A 23,235-nucleotide genomic window follows, 5' to 3' on the forward strand; every position below is an offset into this window, starting at 1 on the left:
TCTCCGCAGCCATTCCCCCACCTTTTCGCGGGCGAATTCCCCTGCAATCCCCCCCAATTGACGCTTTACGACGATGCCGCGCCCTCGGCAGCCACAACGCTGCGCGCAATATCCGCCGCACCGATCAACCCAGCATCCGCACCTAGTTCAGCGACCCGCACATCCGCTACCGGACGATAGCCAGCGCCGGTGAGATTGCGGACAAACTCGGCCTTGGCCTTGTCCAGGTATAGATCAGACGCCGAGGCAACACCGCCACCGATGACAATCAATTCCGGATCAAAGACATCGCCCACCATCGACAGGCCACGCCCCAGCCAGGTAGCAAAGTCATCAATCGCAGCTAGAGCCAATTCATCCCCCTGGCGAGCAGCCGAGACGACATCGGTACCAGTTACCGAGCCGGCCACGAGCCCGTCGGTAAGCCGCGAGAAGTAGCGACCGGATTCAGAGAGTTCCTGAGCGGTGGTAACCAACGCCGTACCCGAGCAGTAACGCTCCAAGCAACCACGCTTTCCGCAGGAGCAAGGACGACCATCCGGCACAACGGTGAGGTGGCCGAATTCCGGCGCCGTGCCGTACGCGCCACGGTAAATCTCACCACCCTGCATCATCGCGCCGCCGATTCCCGTACCCAGCGCAAACAGCACCCAATTATCCGCACCGCGAGCCGCACCAAAGCGATACTCACCCCAGGCGGCCGAGTTGGCATCGTGCTCAAGCTGCAGCGGACATGGGAGAAGCAAGGATAAACGCTTGACGACGTTCGCATCGCGCCACGGCAGATGCGGGGCAAAACGAACCGTCTGGCGGTCAGAATCCAAAAAACCAGCTACAGCTAAACCGATGGCGCTGACATCTGGAAAGCGTTCAACCAAGCGCTCGGATGTCTGGACAATGCCACGTTCAATGGCATCCACACTGCCGTCAGAACTAGTCTGAACTCGATACAGCACCTGCCCATCAGCGCTGACCACTGCAGCGCGCAGGTTTGTTCCACCAATATCAAAACCGATAGCCGGGCGATCAGCGGCGTCGGACTCGTCTGAGCTCGGATGAATCGGAATATCGGTGGACATAACAGTTGATTATAAAGGGATTGCGCAGGTTCGGAGAATTCGGCGAGCCCGAGCAGCCATGACCTCCCAGGTCCACGACTGCACAACATGCTCCCGACCACAGGCTCCCATCGCCGCCGCGCGCTCCGGATTATCCAAAATCTCAACCAGCCCGGTGGCGACGCTGCGCTTCGAGGCCCCGTCGACAACGATGCCAGTTTCGCCATCGATAACTGTCTCCGGGGCGCCACCAGACTTGCCAGCTATGACAGGGACACCGCAGGCCTGTGCTTCCAAGTAGACAATGCCGAGGCCTTCTACATCGAGGCCACGTCCGCGGGTTCGGGCGGGCATGGCGAAGACGCTGGCCGCATTGTAATAAGCGGGGAGGTCATCATAAGAGACCTTTCCGGCAAAAATAACCTGCTCGGAGACCCCGAGCTTTACTGCCAGCTTTTTCAATTCTCGGTTCAACGGACCAACACCCACGATCAGCAATCTGGCATCCGGGTGCTGCTCAAGAACCTTAGGCATGCTGCGAATCAGCATATCCTGCCCTTTTCGGCGCACTAGCCGAGAAATACAGACGATAAGCGGCTGGGATTCACCAATTCCGTGGTGCTGCCGGATCTTCTGTCCCGCCTCGGGGTCCGGGGAGAATCGCTCGATATCGACACCGGAAGGCAGGCGTTCAAATGCTGTTTGCGGACCAAAGGCTGCCGCAAATCGACCACGGGTGTAGCGGGAAATATAGGTCACAACATCGGAGCTCTTACCAATGCGCCTCAGCATCTGGCGGGCCAATGGCAGCATCGACCAGCCCACTTCATGTCCGTGAGTGGTAGCAACGATGCGGGTGGCACCTGCGCGACGACATGCGTCGGCAAGCAAACCAAGTGGCGCGGCGGCACCAAACCAGACGGTGTCAATGCGTTCGGTGCGAATAATCTGAGCGGCGCGACGAGCTACGTGCGGCAGTGGCAGCAGCACGGAATCACGCATGCGATAAACACGGTACGGTAGCGACTCGTCGTAGGCGCGGAGCTTTTCTTCGGGGGCTCGCGAGGACGCGAGGACTACGAGGTTCTCCGGGGCCAAACGAGCACAGAAATCACGCAGGTAGGACTCGATTCCACCATCGCGAGGCGGGAAATCATTCGTAATGAGCAGTACGCGCGCAGACATGGAGCCGAGTTTATCTACCTTGACTAAAAGGACGCGAGGTCACCTGCCGCTAGTTAGAAGCGGACAGCGCCTTGGTACGGGCCACCTTGGTCGATGGAAACGACCTGGACTGGAATACCGTAGTCGGAAGCATGGACAATCTGACCATTGCCGATGTACATGCCCACGTGCGTGATTCCCGGGTAGTAACCGATGATGTCGCCCGGCTGCAGCTGGTCGCGGCTCACCGGAGTACCACCGGCGAGCTGTGCCTGCGAGGTCCGCGGGATGGACTTACCAATCTGCTGGTACGCCCAGTACATCAGGCCGGAGCAGTCGAATGCGGAGGGACCAGCAGCTCCCCACGAGTACGGGGAACCCAGCTTCGACATCGCGGCATCAACTGCGGCGGAAGATCCGAGCAGTTTGTCCAACCCTTCGGTAATTGGGTTGTTCTTGGAAATCCAGATTTCCCGCTGTTCGGGGCTCAGCGATTCAACCATGGACTTGACATGCTCGGCGCGCTCATCAAATTCGGCGCTGCGCTTGTCCAAATCATCGCGGCGCTTGGCCAGGTCATCGAGCTGCTTGCGGATATCGCCCTGCAGACGCAGCGCATTGGCCTTGCCATCCTCGGCATCCTTGCGGGCTTGCACCGCACGGCTGACGACTTCATCGTTGTCGCGGAACATCTTGTTGATGTAGCCGGCACGGTCGATAGCGTCCTGAGCACTGGAAGATCCCAGGGCGGCAGACAATGGGTCGACGATTTCACCACGCATCCGCTTCTTCGCGAAGTAGGAAATCTCACCAGAGAGCGCCTTGAGATTATCCTGTGCTCGGAGAACCTGATCCTCAGAGTGCTTCAGTTCCCCTTCGGCGTGCCGGAGTTCCTCTTCCTTGGCCTGAACCTGGGAATCCAGCTCGGTAACTTCCTCAGAAACCGCTTCGGTATCCCGAGAAATCTTCTCCAGCTCTGCAATAATGCCGTCTGCAGTAGCCAGATCCGGGGCTGGCTGTTCATCCTGCGCAGACGCAATCGGCGCCAAACCTACGGAGCCAAAGGTTAGCCCAGTCACGACCGTAAGCCCGACTACACCGCGACGAGAGTTGTGGCGACGGCGAGAGGCACGGTGACGCGACAAATCCAAACCCTTTTCAAGTTGTGTATTCAAATTTCTTCCCCGAAAAACAAAACATCAAACCACTTGACGCATTCGAGCAAATTGTAGCAGCCTTGCCGCGGAACAACACACCGACAAACCGCCAGCACAAAGGGGTATCCAAAGGGAGTAACCAGGATAGCCCTTCGACTCCACGCATTGCGTAACCGCAGTAGAAAAACAAAAAATGAGGCGAGTGCCCCTATAGTGCTTTACGACGCGCATAGCGTCAGCACCCGGGCGCTCGCCTCAGTGCCCCCTCGGTAAAAAGAGAGCCAAGGCTCTGCGGGGCATCAAGGCCCCGCAGCTTGTCATCCGTTCAAACAGATTAGAAGCGGACGAAGTTGTGAACCGGCATGTAGTTCATCGGAGCTTCCTTGACGACATCGCCGGACTGCGGAGCGTGAATCACGTTGCCGTTGCCGGAGAAGATGCCGACGTGGGTAGCGCCAGAGTAGAAGGAAACGATGTCACCCAGTGCCGGGCTGGAGACCGCGGTACCCTGGGAAGCCTGCGCCTGGGAGGTACGCGGGATCGACTTACCGACCTGCTGGTATGCCCAGGAGGTCAGACCGGAGCAGTCGAAAGAGTTCGGGCCGGTAGCGCCCCACACATACGGGGAACCGATCTTGGAACGTGCAGCGGAGACGATAGCCGAACCAGTGGACGGTGCTGCAACGTTTGCAACGCTGCCGGAGGTAACCTCACCTGCGATGTCGTTGAACTTGCCAACAACATCCTGCATACCTGCAACCTGCGGGGTATCGAAGCCGTTCAGTGCGCCCTGGATGTCGTTCAGCGGGTTAGCGTTAGCGGTCGGAACTGCGAGAGCGGTAACGCCGGCGACAGTTGCGCCAAATGCGACTGCGTTGCGTGCAAAGTTAGAACGGCGGTGGTGCTTGCCCATTGTTTTGAAACTCCAAAATCTTCCTGTTTAGCCGACCGGGTTAGCTGACGGGTTCGGAAGAATGGAAGACTTCCTACCCTCCGGGATTTCCCTTTGGGATTCACCCCATGGTTCGAGGTGGGTCCCCGGCTCGAATCCCCTGAGGCTCTCACTACTTAGACCCTCAGGACCTTCGATAAGGCTCTGTGTTTTCTTATCAATGACCGGCACCAACTCAGTGGCCCCGTTTCAATGTCTCGATAAGGTTACGAAATGGCATCAAGTTTTGTCTAGCCGTTTGTCCAGAAAACCGCTCGAGGCCCGGTTGTTACCATCGATAGAACTAAACCGTTACCAAGCTGTTACAACTAAACACTCCCCCTATAGCGGAATAATAACAGTTTGATAAACGTGTCACTACCTGGCATTTTGAAGTCCGCCGAGAACTTTACACTTAATGCCTTAAAGTCGACACATTTTTATCGCGGGCTCAAAACGTGTTTTATGTCACACCCCAGCTTGCAACAGCTCAATTTGCTCAAGTTTCACAGTTTTAACACCACTAGGAGCGCTCAGAATAGGATTATTGACGTGGATTCAGGACAACAGCACTTCCCTCTCGAAGGCACCGTCGATGATTCTCTTTTCAACACCACCTTTGTCGTCGTAGACCTGGAAACGACCGGATTGAAGGCCAAAAACGACCACATCATTGAAATTGGGGCCATCAAAACCCGTGGCGGTAAGACAATTGGCACCTTTTCCAGCTTCATCGACCCCGGTATGGAGATCCCCGACCACATCACATCTCTGACCGGCATCACTACCGCCGATGTTGAAACCGCCCCACAGCTCGGCACAGTTATTACTCAGTTCCTCGAATTTGCCCGGGGAAGCGTCTGGGTTGCGCATAATGCCAAGTTCGATATTGGATTCCTCCGCCAGGCTTGCACAGATTTGGGCCTAGATTGGCCGAGCCCCAGTGTCGTAGACACTCTCACGTTGGCGCGTCGCGTCCTCGACCGCTCACAAGTTGGCAGTTTCAAGCTCTCACAGCTCGCACGGTACGTCGGTTCTCCGAATCGCCCCACCCACCGGGCGCTTGACGACGCAATCGCAACCGTCGACGTCCTTCACTACCTCGTGGAGAGACTAGCTGGCGATGAAGTACAAACAGCGTCCGAGCTAGTGCACTACTCGCCCACCGTCGCTCCAGAGGTTCGTGCTAAACGGCACCTTGCCGATGGAGCTCCGCACACCCCTGGTGTCTATGTTTTTCGGTCAAGAAATGACGACCCCTTATATATAGGTACAGCTCTCGATTTGCGACGTAGACTTCTGCAGTATTTCAACGGCACTGATTCTCGTCGCAAGATTACGGAAATGGTCTCTCTAGCCGAACGCGTCGAGATCATCGAGTGCCCGCACGGCTTCGCTGCAGAAATCCGCGAGGCTCGTCTGATTTCTGCACTCCGTCCGCCCTACAACCGACAACGCACCGAACCAACCCGCGGCTGGTACATCGTCCCCACTAGCCCCGGTCGGCCTGCCAAAATTAGCCGGACAGTCACCGACGCCCGCAGCCTAGGTCCGTTCCGCACGCGCGACACCGCTACTGCCATCCGCGACAGGTTCTCCGCGCTTAACGACGACTTTGCGATGACAACCGCCCAGATCTCCACCACCGGCGCCGACGAGATCGCAGACATGATTGCAGAGATATCAGCACTTGCCGAAGCACACCGCTTCCAACGCGCGGCAGTGCAGCGTGACCGCACTGCGGAGTTCATTATCAGCTTGGACAAGCAGCAGCGCCTGAGCATGCTTGCCGCCATCCCATCTCTGCAAGCCGCTTTCCCCGATGGCAATGGAGGCTGGCACCTAGCGGAAATTCGCTACGGCAGGTTGGCCGGCGCCAGCACCGCACCACGTGGCGCGGATATGAACTACATCATCGACCTCATGGAGAGTTCGGCCCAAACAGTCACTCCAGATGACTCCTTATATAAAGGAGCATCAATTGATGAACTCAGTATTATCTGGAAATGGCTGCAGCGCCCGGAGGTACGAATAAAGCCCACCGGAGGCGAGTTTTCCTACCCTAGGCTGGGCGCAGGAAAATACCTTCAGTGGGCAATTGACGCGCAGCAAGCACGTCGTGAAGCGCGACGCGAACCTTAACCCCTCATCGCCGCGGTAAGGATATCCAAGCACAGCCCCGACTGGAGCGTTTCCTTGACCTCTTCAATGGAGTCGGCCATAGCTTCCTTTAGTGGACGGCCACTCAGACCACGCGAAATGGCGATTGCGGCGGCGGAGTTAAGGATGACTGCATCGCGAATCGGACCTTCGAGCTCGCCAGCCCAAATGCGACGTGCAACATCAGCGTTGTAAGCAGGGTCACCGCCACGCAGCGCGTCAATTTCGGAGTACTCCATGCCATAGTCATGTGGATCGATGACATCTTCGGCAACTTCACCGTTTTCCACAATAAAGACCTTGGTGGGACCAGTAACGGTAATCTCGTCGAGGCCATCGCTTCCGCGAACCACCAGCGCGCGCTGACCACGGCGGGCGAAGGTGTTCGCCATCGTCTCCATCTGATCTTCGAAGGCACAGCCAATCAAGCTCGCCTGCGGGCGTGCTGGATTCGTCAGCGGCCCCAGCAGGTTGAAGACTGTCGGAACCGCTAGCCCCTTACGCACCGGTCCAGCGAAGCGCATGGCCGGATGAAAGCGAGCGGCAAAGAGGAAGCGCACGTAGAAATCCGGATGTTCCGGAGAAGTAACGAGACCGTTCTCAATGTCGATGCCAAAGGCCTCCAGCATGTCAGCTCCGCCCGACTTCGAGGAAGCCGCGCGGTTACCGTGCTTGAGCACCGGCACACCACTGGCCGCGATAACAATCATGGACATCGTGGAGATGTTGACGGTATTTGCGCCATCACCACCGGTGCCGACGATATCGACTGCTCCACGCTCAATAACACCGGCGAGCTGTGGATCATGAACTGGGCGGGCAAATGAAAGCATGCCTTCAGCCGCAGCATCGAGCTCGGCAGCCGTAATCCCCTTGGCGAGGAGACCGAAAGCAAACGTTGCGGTCTGCACGTCTCCGGAAGCACCAGACATGATCTGATCCATGGCGAATCGAATGCCCTCACCGGAAACTTCGCGGCCAGCGCCAATCGTGGAGAGAACATGGCGCCAGTTTTCGACCGCCCTCTTATCGCCGATCTCGCTCATCGCCACTCCCTTCCACTAGATAGTCAAGTCTGTATTCGTACTTTATTAATACAACTGCACCTAGGTACTGCTGGCTATCCCGCCCACCAGGCGCACCACATCACAGGGCTGTTGAAAAAAATCCCACCGTGATGTACGTAATAAGACAAGATACCTCCCCCATATATCCAGCGCATCACCAGGTCCACCTTTTGCGTTCACCGAAAATCTCACCCCCATTGGGGCAACTGGAAAAATACGATATTAAACAGAGCCGAACCTGCGATAAACTAACCGACAACTGATGTCGCAGTATCGCTAACCCAGGTTCACCGGAGGTGAACCTGGCAGTCCAGGGGATGGACACCGCGCAACTCAGCACAACCAAACCCTCGAATTCGCCCGCGTCGGATAAAGACACCGGAAAGTTCCCATCAGGGGGAAAAATTAGTGAAATTCTCAGAAACCTTTCCTCGCGACCTGGGATTTTAGGAATTTTTATACAAAAACGGGGGTTGCAACGTGACTACTCCTTAAGAACAGTACATACTGTTAGTTGTGACGAGCGCAGTTGAAAATCAAGGTATGACAGCACCACGTCGTGCTGCGACACTGAACCGACCGAATATGGTCAGTGTCGGCACGATTGTGTTCCTGTCTCAGGAATTAATGTTCTTCGCCGGTCTGTTCGCGATGTACTTCGTGTCACGCGCGAACGGCCAGGGCGATTCGTGGGATTGGGGTACCGGCCACCTCAATGTCCCGTACGCACTATTGATCACCGTGATCCTAGTGTCGTCTTCGTTCACTGCCCAGTGGGGCGTGTTCGCGGCCGAGCGTGGCGACGTTTTCGCACTCCGTAAGTGGTACGCACTGTCTACCGCCCTGGGTGCAATCTTCCTCGTCGGCCAGGCTTACGAGTACTTCACACTGGTTAGCCACGGTCTGACCATTCAGAACTCCATTTACGGTTCGGTCTTCTTCATCACCACCGGATTCCACGCAGCCCACGTCCTCGCGGGTGTGCTGGCTTTCGTTGTGGTGCTTATCCGTACCTCCAAGGCGAAGTTCACCCCGGCACAGGCCACTGCTGCCATCGTGGTCTCGTACTACTGGCACTTCGTCGACGTCGTGTGGATTGGCCTGTTTATCACCATCTACTTCATCCAGTAGGCCGTATTGGCCGTCCTTTGTTTAGTACGGCCTACAGCCCATCCACTTTCCACGAACAGTATTAAAGGGAAAAAGATGGAAAACACTACCTCCGAAACCAAGGACACCACGTCCTTGGCTGCGGCCCCGAAGTCAAAGGGCCGCCGCAAGATGCGCCGTACTGCCTCCGGCATTATGGCTATGGCTCTCGCCCTCACCGGCGCGGGCTTCCTCGCTAATGCTCTGACCCCTGATGCACAGACGGCTACTGCTCAGCAGGATGAAGCCGCAATGATTCAGCAGGGCAAGGAGCTTTACGACGTTGCTTGTATTACTTGCCACGGCGCCAACCTTCAGGGCGTTAAGGACCGCGGCAAGTCGCTGATCGGCGTCGGCGAAGGCTCGGTTTACTTCCAGGTTCACTCCGGTCGTATGCCGATGCTCCGCAACGAGGCTCAGGCAGCACGTAAGACCCCGCGTTACTCCGAAGAGCAGACGCTGGCTATCGCAGCCTACGTCCAGGCTAATGGCGGCGGCGCCGGCATCGTCCGCGACGAGGACGGCTCCATCGCTATGGAGTCGCTACGCGGTAAGAACGCTGGCCCGAACGGTGAGCTTGACAAGGCTGACGTTGCTCGCGGTTCCGAGCTGTTCCGCCTGAACTGTGCATCCTGCCACAACTTCACCGGTCGTGGCGGCGCACTGTCCAGCGGTAAGTACGCACCGGTCCTGGATCCTGCAAATGAGCAGGAAATCTACCAGGCCATGCTGACCGGCCCGCAGAATATGCCGAAGTTCTCTGACCGCCAGCTGTCTGCTGACGAGAAGAAGGACATCATCGCCTACATCAAGAACGCCAAGGAAACTCCGACCCCGGGTGGTTGGGGCATTGGTGGCATCGGCCCAGTTGCTGAGGGCCTTGTCATGTGGATTGTAGGCATTGTCGCTCTCGTAGCGGCCGCTCTTTGGATTGGATCCCGCCGATGAGTAATAACGAAAACAAGAAGTACAGCTCCGAAGAGCTGTCGAAGATGAGCAATGCGGATCTCGCTCGTCTGGGTGCTGAACTCGATGACGTGACCATTGCTTACCGCAAGGAACGCTTCCCGATTGCCAACGACCCGGCTGAAAAGCGCGCGGCTCGTGGTGTCACCATCTGGCTGGCACTGTCGGTCATTCTTGGCCTGGCATTCATCGCCATCTACCTGTTCTACCCGTGGCACTACAAGGGGCACGGCGAAGAGGGTCTGTGGCTGTACACTATGTACACCCCGCTGCTGGGTATCACCATCGGTGGCTGCATCGTCACCCTGGGTATTGGTGCAGTTAAGTTCACCAAGCGCTTCATTCCGGAAGAGATTTCGGTTCAGCGCCGCCACGATGGTCCGTCCGAAGAGGTCGACCAGAAGACCATCGTTGCCCTGCTGAACGATTCTTGGCAGACCTCCACCCTGGGTCGTCGCTCCGCTATCAAGGGCCTCCTTGGTACCGGCGCCGTCCTGGCTGGTATCGGCATGATCCTTCCGCTTGGCGGCATGATTAAGAACCCGTGGAAGCCACGCCACGACGTTGACGTCACTGGTGACGGCACCCTGTGGACCACTGGCTGGACTCTCGTCGAGAAGGGCCACAAGGTTTACCTGGGTCGCGACACCGGCGCTATCGCTGAAGAGGGCGTACACGGCTACACCACTAAGGGCGTTTCCCGCCTGGTTCGCCTCCGCCCAGAGGACCTGTCCGCAGGTTCCATGGAGACCGTCTTCCCTCTTCCGGAGGAGGACGTCAACGACGGCGACAAGTACTCCAAGGATGCTGATGTCTACGAGGCACACATGCACTCGATTCACGGCTCCCGCAACTCGGTCATGCTGATCCGTCTGCGTTCCCAGGACGCTGAAAAGGCAATCCTGCGCAAGGGTCAGGAAGACTTCCACTACGGCGACTACTTCGCCTACTCGAAGATTTGTACACACATCGGTTGCCCGACTTCTCTGTACGAACAGCAGACGAACCGTATTCTCTGCCCATGCCACCAGTCGCAGTTCGATGCACTGCACTACGGCAAGCCGGTCTTCGGTCCAGCTGCTCGCGCTCTTCCAGAGCTGCCGATCAGCGTTGACGAAGAAGGCTACATGTACGCAGAGGGCAACTTCATTGAGCCCGTCGGTCCGGCATTCTGGGAGCGTCAGTCATGAGTAATCCAACGAAACTAGCAACCGCTGCTAAGAATATGGATGACCGCTACACCCTGTCTGGCGGCATGCGTAAGCAGCTCAATAAGGTATTCCCTACCCACTGGTCCTTCCTGCTGGGCGAGATTGCACTCTACTCCTTCGTAGTCCTGCTCTTCTCGGGTGTTTACCTGACTCTGTTCTTCGACCCGTCGATGTCGAAGGTCATTTACGACGGTGCCTACGCGCCGCTCAACGGTGTCGAGATGTCTCGCGCCTACGAGACCGCCCTGCAGATCTCCTTCGAGGTTCGCGGTGGCCTGTTCATTCGCCAGATTCACCACTGGGGTGCTCTGCTGTTCGCCGTGTCCATCATGGCGCACATGTTCCGCATCTTCTTCACCGGCGCATTCCGCAAGCCGCGTGAGGCTAACTGGGTCATCGGTTCCATCCTCCTGCTGCTGTCCGTGGCAGAGGGCTTCATGGGTTACTCCCTGCCGGACGACCTGCTTTCCGGTGTTGGTCTGCGTATTATGTCCGCAATCATCATCGGTCTGCCGATTATCGGCACCTGGCTGCACTGGATGATGTTCAACGGCGACTTCCCGGGTGACATGATTATCCCGCGCCTGTACATTGCACACGTGCTGATTCTCCCGGCCCTGCTGCTGGGTCTGATTGCCGCTCACCTGGCTCTGGTCTGGTACCAGAAGCACACCCAGTTCCCTGGCGCAGGTCGTACCGAGAACAACGTCGTCGGCGTTCGTATTCTCCCGATCTTCGCAGTCAAGTCCGTTTCCTTCGGCCTGATTACGTTCGGCTTCCTGGCGCTATTCGCTGGTATCTTCCAGATCAACGCAATTTGGAACCTTGGCCCGTACAACCCGGCGCAGGTTTCCGCTGGTTCCCAGCCGGATATCTACATGCTGTGGACTGACGGTGCTGCCCGTGTCATGCCGCCGTGGGAGCTTTACTTGGGCTCTTACACGATCCCGGCAGTCTTCTGGGTCGCCCTGCTCTGTGGTGTTCTGGTTGTCCTGCTCTTCGCTTACCCGTTCATCGAGGCGAAGATCACCGGCGACAACGCCCACCACAACCTGCTGCAGCGTCCGCGCGACGTGCCGGTTCGCTCCGGCCTGGGTGCCATGGCTTTGGTCTTCTACACCCTGCTGACTCTGTCCGGTGGTAACGACCTGATCGCATACCACTTCCAGATCTCGCTGAACGTGATGACCTGGGTTGGCCGTATCGGTCTGATCATCCTGCCTCCGATCGCTTACTTCGTCACTTACCGAATCTGCATCGGCCTGCAGCGCTCTGACCGCGCTGTCCTGGAGCACGGCATCGAGACGGGCATCATCAACCAGCTACCTGATGGTTCCTTCATCGAGGTCCACCAGCCACTGGGTCCGGTCGACGAGCACGGCCACGCCGTTCCGCTCGAGTACCAGGGTGCTTACGTCCCGAAGACCATGAACGAACTGGGCGCCGCTGGTAGCCCGGGTCGCGGTAGCTTCTTCAGCCCGGACTCCCCGGAGATCGCCGAAGAGGCAGCTCGTATCGAGCACGAGAACCACGAGCAGCAGGCTCAGATGTTCCGTGACCTCGAAGCTCAAAACGCTGAAGAGCGTCGCCAGCTCGAGCAGTAAAGTTCCGCGGTAGGTTTTCTACTGCGCTCAAATAAGACCACCCCGGTCCGCATCCACTTCGGATGTCGACCGGGGTGGTTTTTGTTACCCAGATTCTTCCGATTTCGCCTTGACCCCACATATGTCGGATACCAAATCTACTGTTTACCAGTACTAAAATGGACATATGTCTACCAGTCCCTCCCCCACCACCGATCTTTCGAGCAACGCCACACAGCTTGTCGCCAACGGTGTCAACTTCGACTACGAGGCCACGCCTGTTTTGCGCGATGTCTCGCTCACGCTTTCCGACGGCGATGTCCTCGGTCTGGTTGGAGACAACGGAGCCGGCAAGTCCACTCTTCTTTGGCTGCTGTCGGGTCGTCGTCGGCCCACGAGCGGTACGGTGACTCATATTGGCACGCGTGTACTCGGCTCTCAGGAACTGGAAGCTCCTTTCGACTCCACGGTGCAAATGCTTATCGATGAAGCCCTCGGCCCCTCGAAACGTCGTTTAGCGGAGTTAGAAGAGGCAGCTGAGGCGATGGCCTTAGCAGAGACCCCAGATGAGTCTAAGGCGGCAGAGAAGGCGTATTCGAAGGCCTTCTCGGACGTCATGGCTCACGATGACTGGAACGCCGAACATAATGCGGAGATTGTGCTCGACCATCTCGGCCTGACCGGTTCTGCTCCGGACGGCGCTCCCCTGACAGAGCAACTAACCACGGAGATTTCCGGCGGGCAGCGGGCGCGGTTGGGGCTCGCGATTACGCTCATTCGAAAGCCAGAGATTCTGCTTCTCGACGAGCCCACCAACCATCTCGATGAACGCGGTCGCCAGCTCGTGATTGACACCATCCAGAACCACCCTGGAGTGGTTGTGGTGGCAACACATGACCGCGACTTCCTGGATGCCGTTTGTACTGTAATTGGAGACTTGGTGCCGGGGCGCCCTGGTATTGGGCTGTTCCGTGGTAATTACTCCGACTACGCGAAGCACCGTCGCCACCAGCGTGAGCTATGGGAGCACCAGTGGCGCTCGGAGGAGCATGAACGCAATCGGTTGGAAGACACCATCGAGAATGGCGCTCGTGAGATCTCACCGGGTCGGGAAATGACGGACAATAACAAGATGGCTTATGACCGCCGTGGCGGTCGTGTAGAGCGGCAAATCGCCCGCCGCGTGCGTTCGGCTAAGCAGCGGCTGGAGGAACTCATTGAGGAAGGTGTGGAGCGTCCACCGGCACTACTGGGCTTTGATGCCCCGTTGACCGCACCCCTACCGACCAAGCGCGCTGCTTCGGGCAGCGATGAAGATTTTCACATCAAGATGCGCGGTGTGGTCGTCCCAGATCGAATTCGGGTTGGTTCACTGACTATTCGTCCCGGCGACAAGGTCGTGATCACCGGCCCTAATGGGGCCGGCAAATCTACTTTGTTTAAGACGATCATGGGGCAAGTTGAGACGCAGGCTGGCGAGGTGCGTATCGGCGAGAACTGTCGAGTAGCCATGCTGGCTCAGGAACAAGACTGGGAAAACCCAAAGAAGTCCGCCCGTGAGTTGTACGACCTTGCGCCCAATGCCCGCGTGCCTCTCGACGACTTTGGATTGCTTAGCCCTGAGGATGCCAATCGACCGGTAGGAAGCCTCTCCATCGGCCAGCAGCGCCGGGTGGCGTTAGCGTTGGTCGTAGCCAATCCGCCGGAGATCTTGCTGCTCGATGAGCCTACGAACCATCTGAGTGTGGATCTAATCGAGCAGGCCCAAGACGCGATCGCATCTGCAGAGGGCACAATTATTGTGATTACCCACGATCACCGCATGATCAACTCGCTCGAAGCGCGTCATCTGCAGGTGACTGACGGTGAGGTCATCGAACTACCTAAGGGGCAGAAACCCGTCGAATTCGCTTGATGCGGAATCATATATTGACTACAGATCCTAACCGACGAGGTAACACCAGTTAGGAATCCCCTCCCACTCGCCCAAACAAAAAAGTCTCTCCCACTAACGCCCTTGTTAGTGGGAGAGACTTTTCGGTTATCTACGACTGTGGTTCAGTCTGATTGCACTCGGACTAGTGCTTCTCCGGCGGAGTGATGTACTGAGTGTTGAGCTTGGTGCCGGAGACGATCAGAATTACCGCGCCAAGGACAATCAGCCAGTAGGCCATGAATGCGATGCCGTAGCCCATGAGCAGGATGCCCATGGTCATCACGAACGGCCAAATCGAGCTAGCGGAGAAGAAACCGAGGGTACCTGCACCGTCGGCAATCTCTGCCTCTTCGAAGTCGGCCGGGGTGATGTCGGAGCGGCGCTCAGTGAAGTGGAAGTATCCACCGAGCATCAGAGTCATCAGAGCTGCGAGGACCAGGCCGGTTGCGCCAGCCCACTCGAGGCGACCCTGGCTTTCGTTGATGACGTTACCGGTGTCCTGGAGGTACTGAGTGCCGAAGATGTAGACGACAGCCATGAACCCCAGGAACACGGTAAGTCCGTAGAAGAGCTTTGCTGCAGACTTCATTTGAGAACTTCCTTTAAGTAAGAATCTTGCTGGGTTTACTTGGCGGTCGCGTTCAGGTCAATGGTGTTAGCACCACGATCACCCATGTCGCGGGTGTCGACACGACCGGAGTTGAACGGCGAAGTGGAGACTGCGAATGCCGGCTCACCGATGTGCTTCAGAGCATCAGCGTTAGTAGCTTCTGGGTTCTCCTGGCGGAACTTGATGTACTCGGTGAATGCCTCACGGGAGACAGCACGAATCTCGAAGTTCATCATTGCGTGGTAGGTACCACACATCTCGGCACAACGGCCAACGAATGCGTTCTTGACCTTGTCGCTCGGGTTGTCCTCTGGTCGGTTGGCAATCTTGTCCGAGTCAATCTTTTCGATCTGGAAGACACGGTTGGACTTGTTAGCCTCCGGGTGCGGGAACACGTCGCGCTTGAAGAGGAACTCCGGAACCCAGAAGGAGTGAATCACGTCAGCGGACGCGAGGTCGAACTGGATTGCAGTGTCTTCCGGAACAACGAGGACCGGAACCTCTTCGGTGGTACCGAGGGTCTCAATCTCGTCGTAGTGCAGGTAGTCGAGGCTCTCCTTGGAGCGTCCGTGAACCGGGTGCTCCTTCTGCTTTGCGCGATCCTCAGCGGACGGAACCTCGTGGCCGCCCTCGGTGAAGAACTGCTCATCAGCCGGCTTCTCAATACGGCCGTTGTATTCCTCGCCGCCCATCAGGTCAGCGGAAATGTTGGCGTAACCGAACTTCCAGTTCCACTGGAAACCGGTGACGTCGACGGTAACTTCCGGATCCTTATCCAGGGCAGTGACCTTGTCCTGAGTCTGAACCGTGAAGAAGAACAGAGTCATCACGATCAGAATCGGGAGAATGGTCAGAGACAACTCAACCGGAACGTTGTATGCAGTCTGGCGCGGGAACTCGCCCTTGCCCTTCTTTTCAGCCTTCTTAGCTGTGAAGTTTGCCATCGAGTAAAGGGTAACGCCCCAAACGATGATGCCGATAATCCAAGCTGCAACCCAGGTCCAAACCCAGAAGTTACCCATGGACTGTGCTTCCGGGGTCACACCTTCCGGCCAACCAAAGCGGAGCAGCTTGAAGAAGCCGTTCTCCGGAGGATTAACATCGCAGCCGGCAAGCAAGGCTGCGCTACCGGTGGCAACGCCGAGGACGCCGAGCTTACGGGCGACTCCGAACTTTCTACGCTGATTCACGTGTGTCTGCCTTCCTGATCCACACAATTTTCGATAACCGATTAAGGTTTCGTCCTACCCAAGCAGAGTAGTCGATTCTTAAGCTTTCTCCACAATAAATATGGCTGTGGGGTGCCTTTGAGTATATCTGCCCTAATAAAATACTGAGAAAGACCCGCCTATCGGGGGTGGCATTCTCACCAGTTACACCCTGTTGACGCTCCTAAGTCTATGAATTTTTTAGTGTTTGTGCCACGCGCTGACGCACACACCGTCCCGCGCAACCTTGCCCCGAGCCCTAGACACGGCAAACTCAGACATTCTCGCTTTTCCCCAAAAGGCATTAAAGTAGGTGCAGCATTTCTATGTGGCGCCAATCTGGGGTTCAACCCAGCTACTCAGCCACGCGGCGGTCCTTCACGGCCACCGGTTAAGGCGACAACCAGTCGCGCTGAGCCGCTAGCTACGGAGCCGTCGAAAATCCATTAAGTGACACTAAGCGAAAGGTGCGCGCACGAAGCATGTGTGGTCTTCTCGGAATCCTGGCTGCAAATTCTGACGCAGCGGAGCTCGTTCCCGTTGTCGAAAGGGCCCTGCCCTGCATGCGGCACCGCGGCCCTGACGATGCAGGCACGTGGCACGATGAGGACGCAGTTTTCGGCTTCAACCGCCTATCCATTATTGATATTGCCCACAGCCACCAACCGCTGCAGTGGGGACCAGAGAATCAGCCGAATCGTTACTCCATGACCTTCAACGGCGAAATCTACAATTTCGTCGAACTTCGCGAGCAGCTGGAGAAGAAAGGCTATGCCTTTAATACCTCCGGCGATGGTGAACCTATCGTCGTTGGGTTCCACCACTGGGGAGCGGACGTCGTAAAGCACTTGCGCGGCATGTTCGGCATTGCCATTTGGGACAGCGTCGAGCGCAAGCTTTTCCTGGCGCGCGATCCGTTCGGCATTAAGCCGCTCTACTACGCCACCACAGAGCGTGGCACAATTTTCGGTTCTGAGAAGAAGTCCCTGCTCGAAGCTGCGCCGGAGATGGGCATCGATGCGAAGAAGCTGAATAAGCGCGCACTGGAGCACTACGTCGATCTGCAGTACGTTCCGGAGCCGGAGTCGCTGCACACTGACATTGTTCGTCTGGAGTCGGGTTGCACTGCCATCGTTACGCCTGGTGGCGAAGTTAAGCAGACCCGCTACTTCAAGCCGAATTTCCCGATTCAGCCAGTGGCTAAGGGCGCTGAACAGGATGTTTTTGACCGCATTGCCCGTGCGCTGGAGGACAGCGTCGAGAAGCATATGCGTGCCGACGTCACGGTGGGCTCGTTCCTGTCGGGCGGTATCGACTCCACTGCGATTGCAACTTTGGCTAAGCGCCACAACCCGAACCTGCTGACGTTTACCACTGGCTTCGAGCGCGAGGGCTTCTCCGAGGTCGATGTGGCTGCCGAGTCCGCCGCCGCCATTGGCGTCGAGCACATTGTGAAGGTCGTCTCGCCGGAGGAGTTCGCCGGGGCGATTCCGAAGATTATGTGGTACCTCGATGACCCGGTAGCTGACCCTGCACTGGTGCCGCTGTACTTCGTGGCCGCAGAGGCTCGTAAGCACGTTAAGGTCGTACTGTCCGGTGAGGGCGCAGACGAGCTCTTTGGTGGTTACACCATTTATAAGGAGCCGCTGTCGCTGAAGCCGTTCGACAAGGTTCCATCTCCCCTGCTGCGCGGTCTGGCTAAGGTCGGCGAAGCTCTGCCAGAGGGCATGCGCGGCAAGTCGCTCCTGCAGCGAGGCACTACTCCGCTGGAACAGCGCTACTACGGCAATGCTCGTTCCTTTAACTTTGAGCAGCTGCAGGAAGTGCTGCCGTGGGCCAAGAAGGAATGGGACCACAGCGATGTCACTGCGCCGATTTACGCGCAGTCTGAAGGCTGGGACCCGGTGACTCGGATGCAGCACTTGGATCTGTTCACCTGGTTGCGTGGCGACATTCTGGTCAAGGCGGACAAGATCACCATGGCTAACTCCCTGGAGCTGCGCGTGCCGTTCCTCGACCGTGTGGTCTTCGACGTTGCACAGACGCTGCCGGTGGACATGCGTGTTTCTCACGGCACCACCAAGTACGCACTGCGTCGCGCCATGGAGCAGATTGTTCCGGAGCACGTGCTCAACCGCCGCAAACTGGGCTTCCCGGTGCCGATTCGCCACTGGCTGGCAGGCGACGAACTGCACGGCTGGGCCGAGGACATCATCCGCGAGTCCCAGACCGATGAGTTCATTAATAAGGACGCCGTGCTCAAGATGCTCGCCGAGCACCACCCAACCGAGCGCGACCACTCCCGCCGCCTCTGGACCATCCTTGCTTTCATGGTCTGGCACGGCATCTTCATCGAAGACCGCATTACTCCGGACATCGAGCAGCGCGACTACCCCGTCGAGCTCTAGCTCGCTTTACGACGGTCCCCGCGCCTCAACCCCATCCTGCCCCGGCAGGCTGCCACCATAGCTGGGGCAACCAATAGAAAAGGCTCGGACCTCACTCAGTTAACAAGAGTGAGGTCCGAGCCTTTTACTATCCGACGCTTTTCACAGCGTCTGCTGACAGCTCTGCTCAGCTAATGACTTAGTTGAAGGAGTCACCGCAAGCGCAGGAGCCAGTGGCATTCGGGTTATCGATGGTGAAGCCCTGCTGTTCAATGGTGTCAGCGAAGTCGATGGTGGCACCGGACAGGTACGGAACCGACTGGCGATCAACGACCAGCTTGACGCCACCGAAAACTTCGGCGACATCGCCGTCGAGGCTGCGGTCATCGAAGTAGAGCTGGTAGCGCAGGCCGGCACAGCCGCCCGGAGCCACGGAAATACGCAGTGCCAGGTCGGTGGCACCTTCTTGGTCCAGAAGTGCCTTTGCCTTGGCAGCCGCAGCTTCGGTCAGGGTAACGCCAGTGCTCTGAGCAGTAGTCATAGCGCGTGTCCTCCTTGTTGAAGTGTTTAAGTATGCGAGTCGACCCCAAGGTCGGCTACGTCATTATTTATCACAACCTTACCGACCAGTCTTTAATTCCCAATTCTGGGTTCTCTTTTTCTTTCTCTTTTTCGGAAGTCTCTTTTTGCCGCCACATCGCAACCACACCACGGCTTCCCACGCCACAAGCGCACTCTTCCCGCCTGCCCCTGCGGCGGTCATCCCCAAAACCTCGCCCTTGCCCCGTCCCTGCCCCTCAACCTGCAACCTAATTAGGGAAGCACCTTGAAGACCTTATAATCTGGGGTCGTGAATCTACCGTGGAAAAAGAATGACAAAAAGTCCAAGGCAGCTGAGGCAGCTAACGCTGACGCAACCAACGCCGGAGACGTAGCCACCGACGCGACCGCATCCAGCGGGGCCAAGGGCACCGCTTCGGAGTCTCAGCAGCCCGAGAAGAAGCACAGCGGTGCTTTTACTCCCAAGAAGGGGCGCCCCACTCCGAAGCGCAACGAGGTTGAGCGCGAACGCGGCATCCGCCGTGGCCCGGTCGAGGCGCCGCTGACCGCTAAGGAAGCTCGCCAGCGCCGCAAGGAGCTCAAGGCTTCCATGTCCAAGGAAGAGCTCAAGGCCGCCAAGGCACGCGAGCGAGCAGAGCGACGTGAGCAGCGTCGCATTGCCGACGAGCGCATGGCCGCCGGCGATCCGCGCTACATGCTGCCACGCGACCAGGGCGCTGAGCGCAAGTTTGTCCGCGACTGGGTTGATTCCCGTCGCTTCCTCGCTAACGTGTTCCTCCCGTTCGCGCTGATTCTGCTGCTGATTATGATGATTGGCACTTCCCTGCCGAAGCTGGCCAACATCGCATCTCTCATCGCGATGGTTCTCATCATCGCCCTGATTATCGAGGGCATTTACATCGGCCGCCGTGCCATCAAGTTGACGCGTGAGCGCTTCCCGAAGACCACCGAAGGGGCCTGGGGACTGGGCTTCTACGCTTACTCCCGCGCTTCTCAGCCGCGTCGTCTGCGTACTCCGCGTCCGCAGGTCAACATCGGCGACGAAATCAAGTAGCCTCATCTGCCATGCGCACTTTGGTTCTCGGTGGCGCCCGCTCAGGCAAGTCCTCATGGGCTGAGCACGAGCTGCTGGCCACCGCCGCAGCCTCAACCGGCGGTGCCTCAGATGCTGCAGCCTCAACGGTGTTGCATTACATCGCAACAGCACGGCCCTGGCCCGGTGATAGCGATTTTCACTCCAGGGTCGAGGAGCACCGCATTCGTCGTCAAGCACAGGCAAAAGAGCACGGAGTGGCCTGGCACACGGTTGATGACGTCGATGCGGTGGAAGCTCTCGCGTCGCCGGAGCGGCGCATGCTGCTGGACGATGTCGGCACCTGGCTGACGCACATCATCGACGCGCAGGGGCTGTGGGAGGCGCCGAGGGGCAGCGTCGCGCCGTGGACGCACTCGCTTGTCGACGCCGTGCGCAACTTCCCCGCAGATTCCGACCTGTTCATTGTGTCGCCCGAAGTGGGCTTCGGTGTCATTCCCGAACACCGCTCAGGGCGGCTTTTCCGTGATGAAATTGGCCTTCTCAACCAACAGCTCGCAGCTGTCTGTGATCGTGTTGTCCTAGTTGTGGCTGGCTGCCCCATGGAAGTCAAGGCGGCGAACTAGATTCACTCCACGCCGCTTCCCCTATGACGGTCTGCCTAGCAATGCGAATAGCTGTGCACCAATGGTCGGTAGACAAATCGTTTTCGGGTAGCGTTTGAGAGTATGAACGCGGATTATTTTGGACCGGTAGCACGCCCTGACGAAGAGACTGAACAGGCCGCCCGCGCGCGCCATGAGCAGTTGACTAAACCCGCAGGCTCACTTGGCCGGTTGGAAGAACTCGGCATTTGGATTTCGGCGTGTCAGGGAGAATGCCCTCCGCGTGACCTGGACGATTGTCGTGTTTATGTCTTCGCTGGTGACCACGGTGTTGCCCAGGGCGGGGTGTCCGCGTACCCGTCCGAGGTGTCTATTCAGATGCTTGCCAATATCGAGGCAAAGGGTGCCGGCGTGAACGCTATCGCTGACATCGCGGGAGCCACTGTTACCGGTGTGGACATTTCCCTCGACCACGATGCCGAAGGGCCATACCGTATCCGTCGCAGCTGTGGTTCTATCGACCGCGAGGATGCGATGAGCGAGGAGGAGGTCGATAAGGCCATCCGCACGGGCATCGCGATTGCCGACGCCGCCGTTGATGAAGGCGCTGACCTGCTCATTGCCGGCGACCTGGGCATCGGAAACACCACTCCAGCCGCGGCGCTGATTGGTGCCGTGACCAACTCCGAACCGGTGGTCGTCGTCGGCCGAGGCACTGGCATTGATGACGAGGGGTGGAAGCTCAAGGTCGCTGCCGTACGCGATGCCATGTTCCGCGTGCGTCGCCTGCGCAATGACCCGGTTGAGGTGCTCCGTCGTATTTCCTCGCCGGATATGACCGTGATGGCCGCGTTCTTGGCGCAAGCAGCGGTTCGTCGCACTCCTGTGATTTTGGACGGAGTGGTTGTCACATCCGCTGCTCTGCTGGCTGACCAGCTCGCTCCGGGCGCCCGCGATTGGTGGGTCGCCGGCCACAAGTCGGCAGAGCCCGCGCACGCGCTTGCCCTTCGACACCTGGATAAGGAACCACTTCTCGAATACGGGATGCGTCTTGGCGAAGGCTCCGGCGCCGTCGCTGCCCTACCGCTGGTCAAGTCCGGCGTATCGGTCCTGCGCAACATGGCTACTTTCGCCGACGCAGGCGTAAGCACCAAGGACTAATCGACTTGTCCGACAAAGCCGGCCCGTCTCGCCAGGACAACCTCGACGGCGATCCCTCTGCTCACGGCAATGCCGTCGCTGAGGCCATCACCACTGCCCTGTCCTGGCTCACCATCCTGCCCTTCAAAGGCGCGAGCGTGTTCGACCGCATCACCGGCCGTCGCGCCATCGCCGCACTGCCAGTAGCTGGGCTCGTTCCTGCCGCGGGTGCAGTTCTCATCACGGCGGCGCTGTTCGCAACGTCGTCGTCAGGCACGCCCACGCTTTACGACGTCACCCCGATCCTCGGCGGCACCCTGATTATGGTGGCGGCACAGATGTTGACCCGCGCGATGCACCTGGATGGGCTGGCGGATGTGGCGGATGCCCTCGGCTCGTATAAGCCGCCGGAGGGGGCGCGGGAGGTGCTGCGCGATCCGAGCACCGGCCCAATGGGCGTGGGCTCCATCGTGCTGACGATGTTGACGACGACGACTGCTTTTGCCGTGATTGTGGCTAGTGTGCTGTCGCAGTGGTCTGCTGGTCAGATGTGGCCTGGTGTGGTTGCGCTGTGCTTGCCTTTTGTAGCCTCTCGCGCGGCAGCAACGACTGCCTGCTGGCGCGGCTTTCCGCCTTTTTCGAACAGCGGCTTCGGCTCTCTGACTGCCGGTACTCAGTCCACAGTCACGGTGACCTGCTGGTGGATACTGCTGCTCGCTGTGTCGGGCTGGGTGGTTGGGCTCGTGGGCGTAGTCGCTTGTGCACTGAGCTTTGGCGTTACACTGCTGCTGACGCGGCATTGCGTGAAGAGGTTTGGCGGAGTCAACGGCGACGTGTTTGGTGCAGTCATTGAGATAGCGTGCGCTGTCTGTGCCGTGGCACTTGCCATAGGGTTCTAGCAGGGAAAATGCGCGCATTGCCCCCGTTGGGGTTTTCTTTAAAAAGAACTATTGACGGTCGCTTTGACGCGGACGTATTCTGAGGGCACACCGCCGGGAAGGCGGAGTACAGGAGGCTCGTTTCGGGGCTCGCCCAAATTATTTTGCGCCGACCGTTTGCCGGGGCGCCAAGAACGAGCACACCTTCTAGCCTCCCAGCTAATTAAAAAAGCGCGTCCCGCCGCAGCGATGCACGGGGCGCGCTTTTCTTTGTTGGGGTGGCACTCCCAGGTTTGGGTTCAGTGGGGTTTGGGTTCAGTAGGGGCTAGTGACTGCGATTATGGCTGGCGGCGGTGGGTCGATCCGAGTTACTGACTGCGTTTATGTCAAAAATGGCCGGTAGGTTCAGGCGGTGAATGCATCACCACTTT

The 23,235-nt window shown here is 58.1% G+C and carries 19 protein-coding genes and 1 riboswitch; of the genes, 11 read left to right on the forward strand and 8 right to left on the reverse strand.

The window, feature by feature from the left end:
* Nucleotides 1-65: 65 nt before the first annotated feature.
* From HMPREF3053_RS03590 to HMPREF3053_RS03605, 4 genes are all read right to left on the reverse strand, one after another.
* Nucleotides 66-1,079, reverse strand: coding sequence for an ROK family glucokinase (locus HMPREF3053_RS03590; protein WP_070767285.1), 1,014 nt, complete (start codon nt 1,077-1,079; stop codon nt 66-68).
* Between the two features lie 9 nt (nt 1,080-1,088).
* Nucleotides 1,089-2,243 (reverse strand): glycosyltransferase family 4 protein, encoded by a 1,155-nt coding sequence (locus tag HMPREF3053_RS03595; protein ID WP_070767286.1) that lies wholly within the window; start codon nt 2,241-2,243, stop codon nt 1,089-1,091.
* A 53-nt stretch (nt 2,244-2,296) separates the two neighbouring features.
* Complete coding sequence (locus HMPREF3053_RS03600) at nt 2,297-3,367, reverse strand: NlpC/P60 family protein (RefSeq protein WP_353797117.1); 1,071 nt, start codon at nt 3,365-3,367, stop codon at nt 2,297-2,299.
* Between the two features lie 346 nt (nt 3,368-3,713).
* Nucleotides 3,714-4,292, reverse strand: a complete 579-nt coding sequence (locus tag HMPREF3053_RS03605) for a C40 family peptidase (RefSeq protein ID WP_048731217.1) — start codon at nt 4,290-4,292, stop codon at nt 3,714-3,716.
* Between the two features lie 14 nt (nt 4,293-4,306).
* Nucleotides 4,307-4,449: riboswitch (cyclic di-AMP (ydaO/yuaA leader) on the reverse strand.
* 413 nt (nt 4,450-4,862) lie between these two features.
* Here HMPREF3053_RS03605 and HMPREF3053_RS03610 point away from each other — a divergent pair.
* Nucleotides 4,863-6,452 carry a DEDD exonuclease domain-containing protein gene (locus HMPREF3053_RS03610; protein ID WP_070767287.1) on the forward strand — a complete coding sequence of 530 codons (1,590 nt, stop codon included), beginning with the start codon at nt 4,863-4,865 and terminating at the stop codon, nt 6,450-6,452.
* Here the strand turns inward: HMPREF3053_RS03610 and trpD are convergent.
* Nucleotides 6,449-7,516 carry an anthranilate phosphoribosyltransferase gene (gene trpD, locus HMPREF3053_RS03615; protein ID WP_070767288.1) on the reverse strand — a complete coding sequence of 356 codons (1,068 nt, stop codon included), beginning with the start codon at nt 7,514-7,516 and terminating at the stop codon, nt 6,449-6,451. The two genes, HMPREF3053_RS03610 and trpD, sit on opposite strands and share 4 nt — an antisense overlap.
* A gap of 537 nt (nt 7,517-8,053) precedes the next feature.
* Between trpD and HMPREF3053_RS03620 the strand changes: the two genes are divergently transcribed.
* From HMPREF3053_RS03620 to HMPREF3053_RS03640, 5 genes are all read left to right on the forward strand, one after another.
* The gene (locus HMPREF3053_RS03620; RefSeq protein ID WP_088611596.1) at nt 8,054-8,668 is read left to right on the forward strand and encodes an aa3-type cytochrome oxidase subunit III; all 615 of its coding nucleotides are present in this window, start codon (nt 8,054-8,056) and stop codon (nt 8,666-8,668) included.
* Nucleotides 8,669-8,743: 75 nt separating this feature from the next.
* The gene (locus HMPREF3053_RS03625; protein WP_016423027.1) at nt 8,744-9,634 is read left to right on the forward strand and encodes a cytochrome bc1 complex diheme cytochrome c subunit; all 891 of its coding nucleotides are present in this window, start codon (nt 8,744-8,746) and stop codon (nt 9,632-9,634) included.
* Nucleotides 9,631-10,842, forward strand: coding sequence for a cytochrome bc1 complex Rieske iron-sulfur subunit (locus HMPREF3053_RS03630; RefSeq protein ID WP_049170241.1), 1,212 nt, complete (start codon nt 9,631-9,633; stop codon nt 10,840-10,842). Before HMPREF3053_RS03625 ends, HMPREF3053_RS03630 begins: the two co-directional genes overlap by 4 nt.
* Nucleotides 10,839-12,467, forward strand: a complete 1,629-nt coding sequence (locus HMPREF3053_RS03635; protein WP_016423029.1) for a cytochrome bc1 complex cytochrome b subunit — start codon at nt 10,839-10,841, stop codon at nt 12,465-12,467. The genes HMPREF3053_RS03630 and HMPREF3053_RS03635 overlap by 4 nt, the downstream gene beginning before the upstream one ends.
* A gap of 166 nt (nt 12,468-12,633) precedes the next feature.
* Nucleotides 12,634-14,361 (forward strand): ABC-F family ATP-binding cassette domain-containing protein, encoded by a 1,728-nt coding sequence (locus tag HMPREF3053_RS03640; protein ID WP_049190503.1) that lies wholly within the window; start codon nt 12,634-12,636, stop codon nt 14,359-14,361.
* Nucleotides 14,362-14,524: 163 nt separating this feature from the next.
* On the opposite strand, the gene HMPREF3053_RS03645 is transcribed toward HMPREF3053_RS03640, so the two are convergent.
* Together HMPREF3053_RS03645 and HMPREF3053_RS03650 are read right to left on the reverse strand one after the other, a co-directional pair.
* Complete coding sequence (locus HMPREF3053_RS03645) at nt 14,525-14,971, reverse strand: aa3-type cytochrome oxidase subunit IV (protein ID WP_016423031.1); 447 nt, start codon at nt 14,969-14,971, stop codon at nt 14,525-14,527.
* Between the two features lie 35 nt (nt 14,972-15,006).
* Nucleotides 15,007-16,182: an aa3-type cytochrome oxidase subunit II gene (locus HMPREF3053_RS03650; RefSeq protein ID WP_049190506.1), complete on the reverse strand. Its 1,176-nt coding sequence runs from the start codon at nt 16,180-16,182 to the stop codon at nt 15,007-15,009.
* Nucleotides 16,183-16,682: 500 nt separating this feature from the next.
* On the opposite strand from HMPREF3053_RS03650, the gene asnB reads away from it, so the two are divergent.
* Nucleotides 16,683-18,608, forward strand: coding sequence for an asparagine synthase (glutamine-hydrolyzing) (gene asnB / locus HMPREF3053_RS03655; protein ID WP_049192931.1), 1,926 nt, complete (start codon nt 16,683-16,685; stop codon nt 18,606-18,608).
* A gap of 178 nt (nt 18,609-18,786) precedes the next feature.
* Here asnB and HMPREF3053_RS03660 read toward each other — a convergent pair whose 3' ends face one another.
* A complete protein-coding gene (locus HMPREF3053_RS03660) occupies nt 18,787-19,128 on the reverse strand; it encodes a HesB/IscA family protein (protein WP_005512007.1) in 342 nt (113 codons plus the stop codon).
* 309 nt (nt 19,129-19,437) lie between these two features.
* Here HMPREF3053_RS03660 and HMPREF3053_RS03665 point away from each other — a divergent pair, with 309 nt between their 5' ends.
* From HMPREF3053_RS03665 to HMPREF3053_RS03680, 4 genes are all read left to right on the forward strand, one after another.
* Nucleotides 19,438-20,202: a DUF3043 domain-containing protein gene (locus HMPREF3053_RS03665; RefSeq protein WP_016423034.1), complete on the forward strand. Its 765-nt coding sequence runs from the start codon at nt 19,438-19,440 to the stop codon at nt 20,200-20,202.
* Nucleotides 20,203-20,213: 11 nt separating this feature from the next.
* A complete protein-coding gene (locus HMPREF3053_RS03670) occupies nt 20,214-20,807 on the forward strand; it encodes a bifunctional adenosylcobinamide kinase/adenosylcobinamide-phosphate guanylyltransferase (RefSeq protein WP_049190511.1) in 594 nt (197 codons plus the stop codon).
* Between the two features lie 102 nt (nt 20,808-20,909).
* Complete coding sequence (cobT, locus tag HMPREF3053_RS03675; RefSeq protein WP_049190512.1) at nt 20,910-21,947, forward strand: nicotinate-nucleotide--dimethylbenzimidazole phosphoribosyltransferase; 1,038 nt, start codon at nt 20,910-20,912, stop codon at nt 21,945-21,947.
* Nucleotides 21,948-21,952: 5 nt separating this feature from the next.
* Nucleotides 21,953-22,825: an adenosylcobinamide-GDP ribazoletransferase gene (locus HMPREF3053_RS03680; protein WP_049192930.1), complete on the forward strand. Its 873-nt coding sequence runs from the start codon at nt 21,953-21,955 to the stop codon at nt 22,823-22,825.
* Nucleotides 22,826-23,235 lie beyond the last annotated feature (410 nt).

The organism is Corynebacterium sp. HMSC064E07 (assembly GCF_001815745.1).
Lineage (GTDB): Bacteria > Actinomycetota > Actinomycetes > Mycobacteriales > Mycobacteriaceae > Corynebacterium > Corynebacterium jeikeium_D.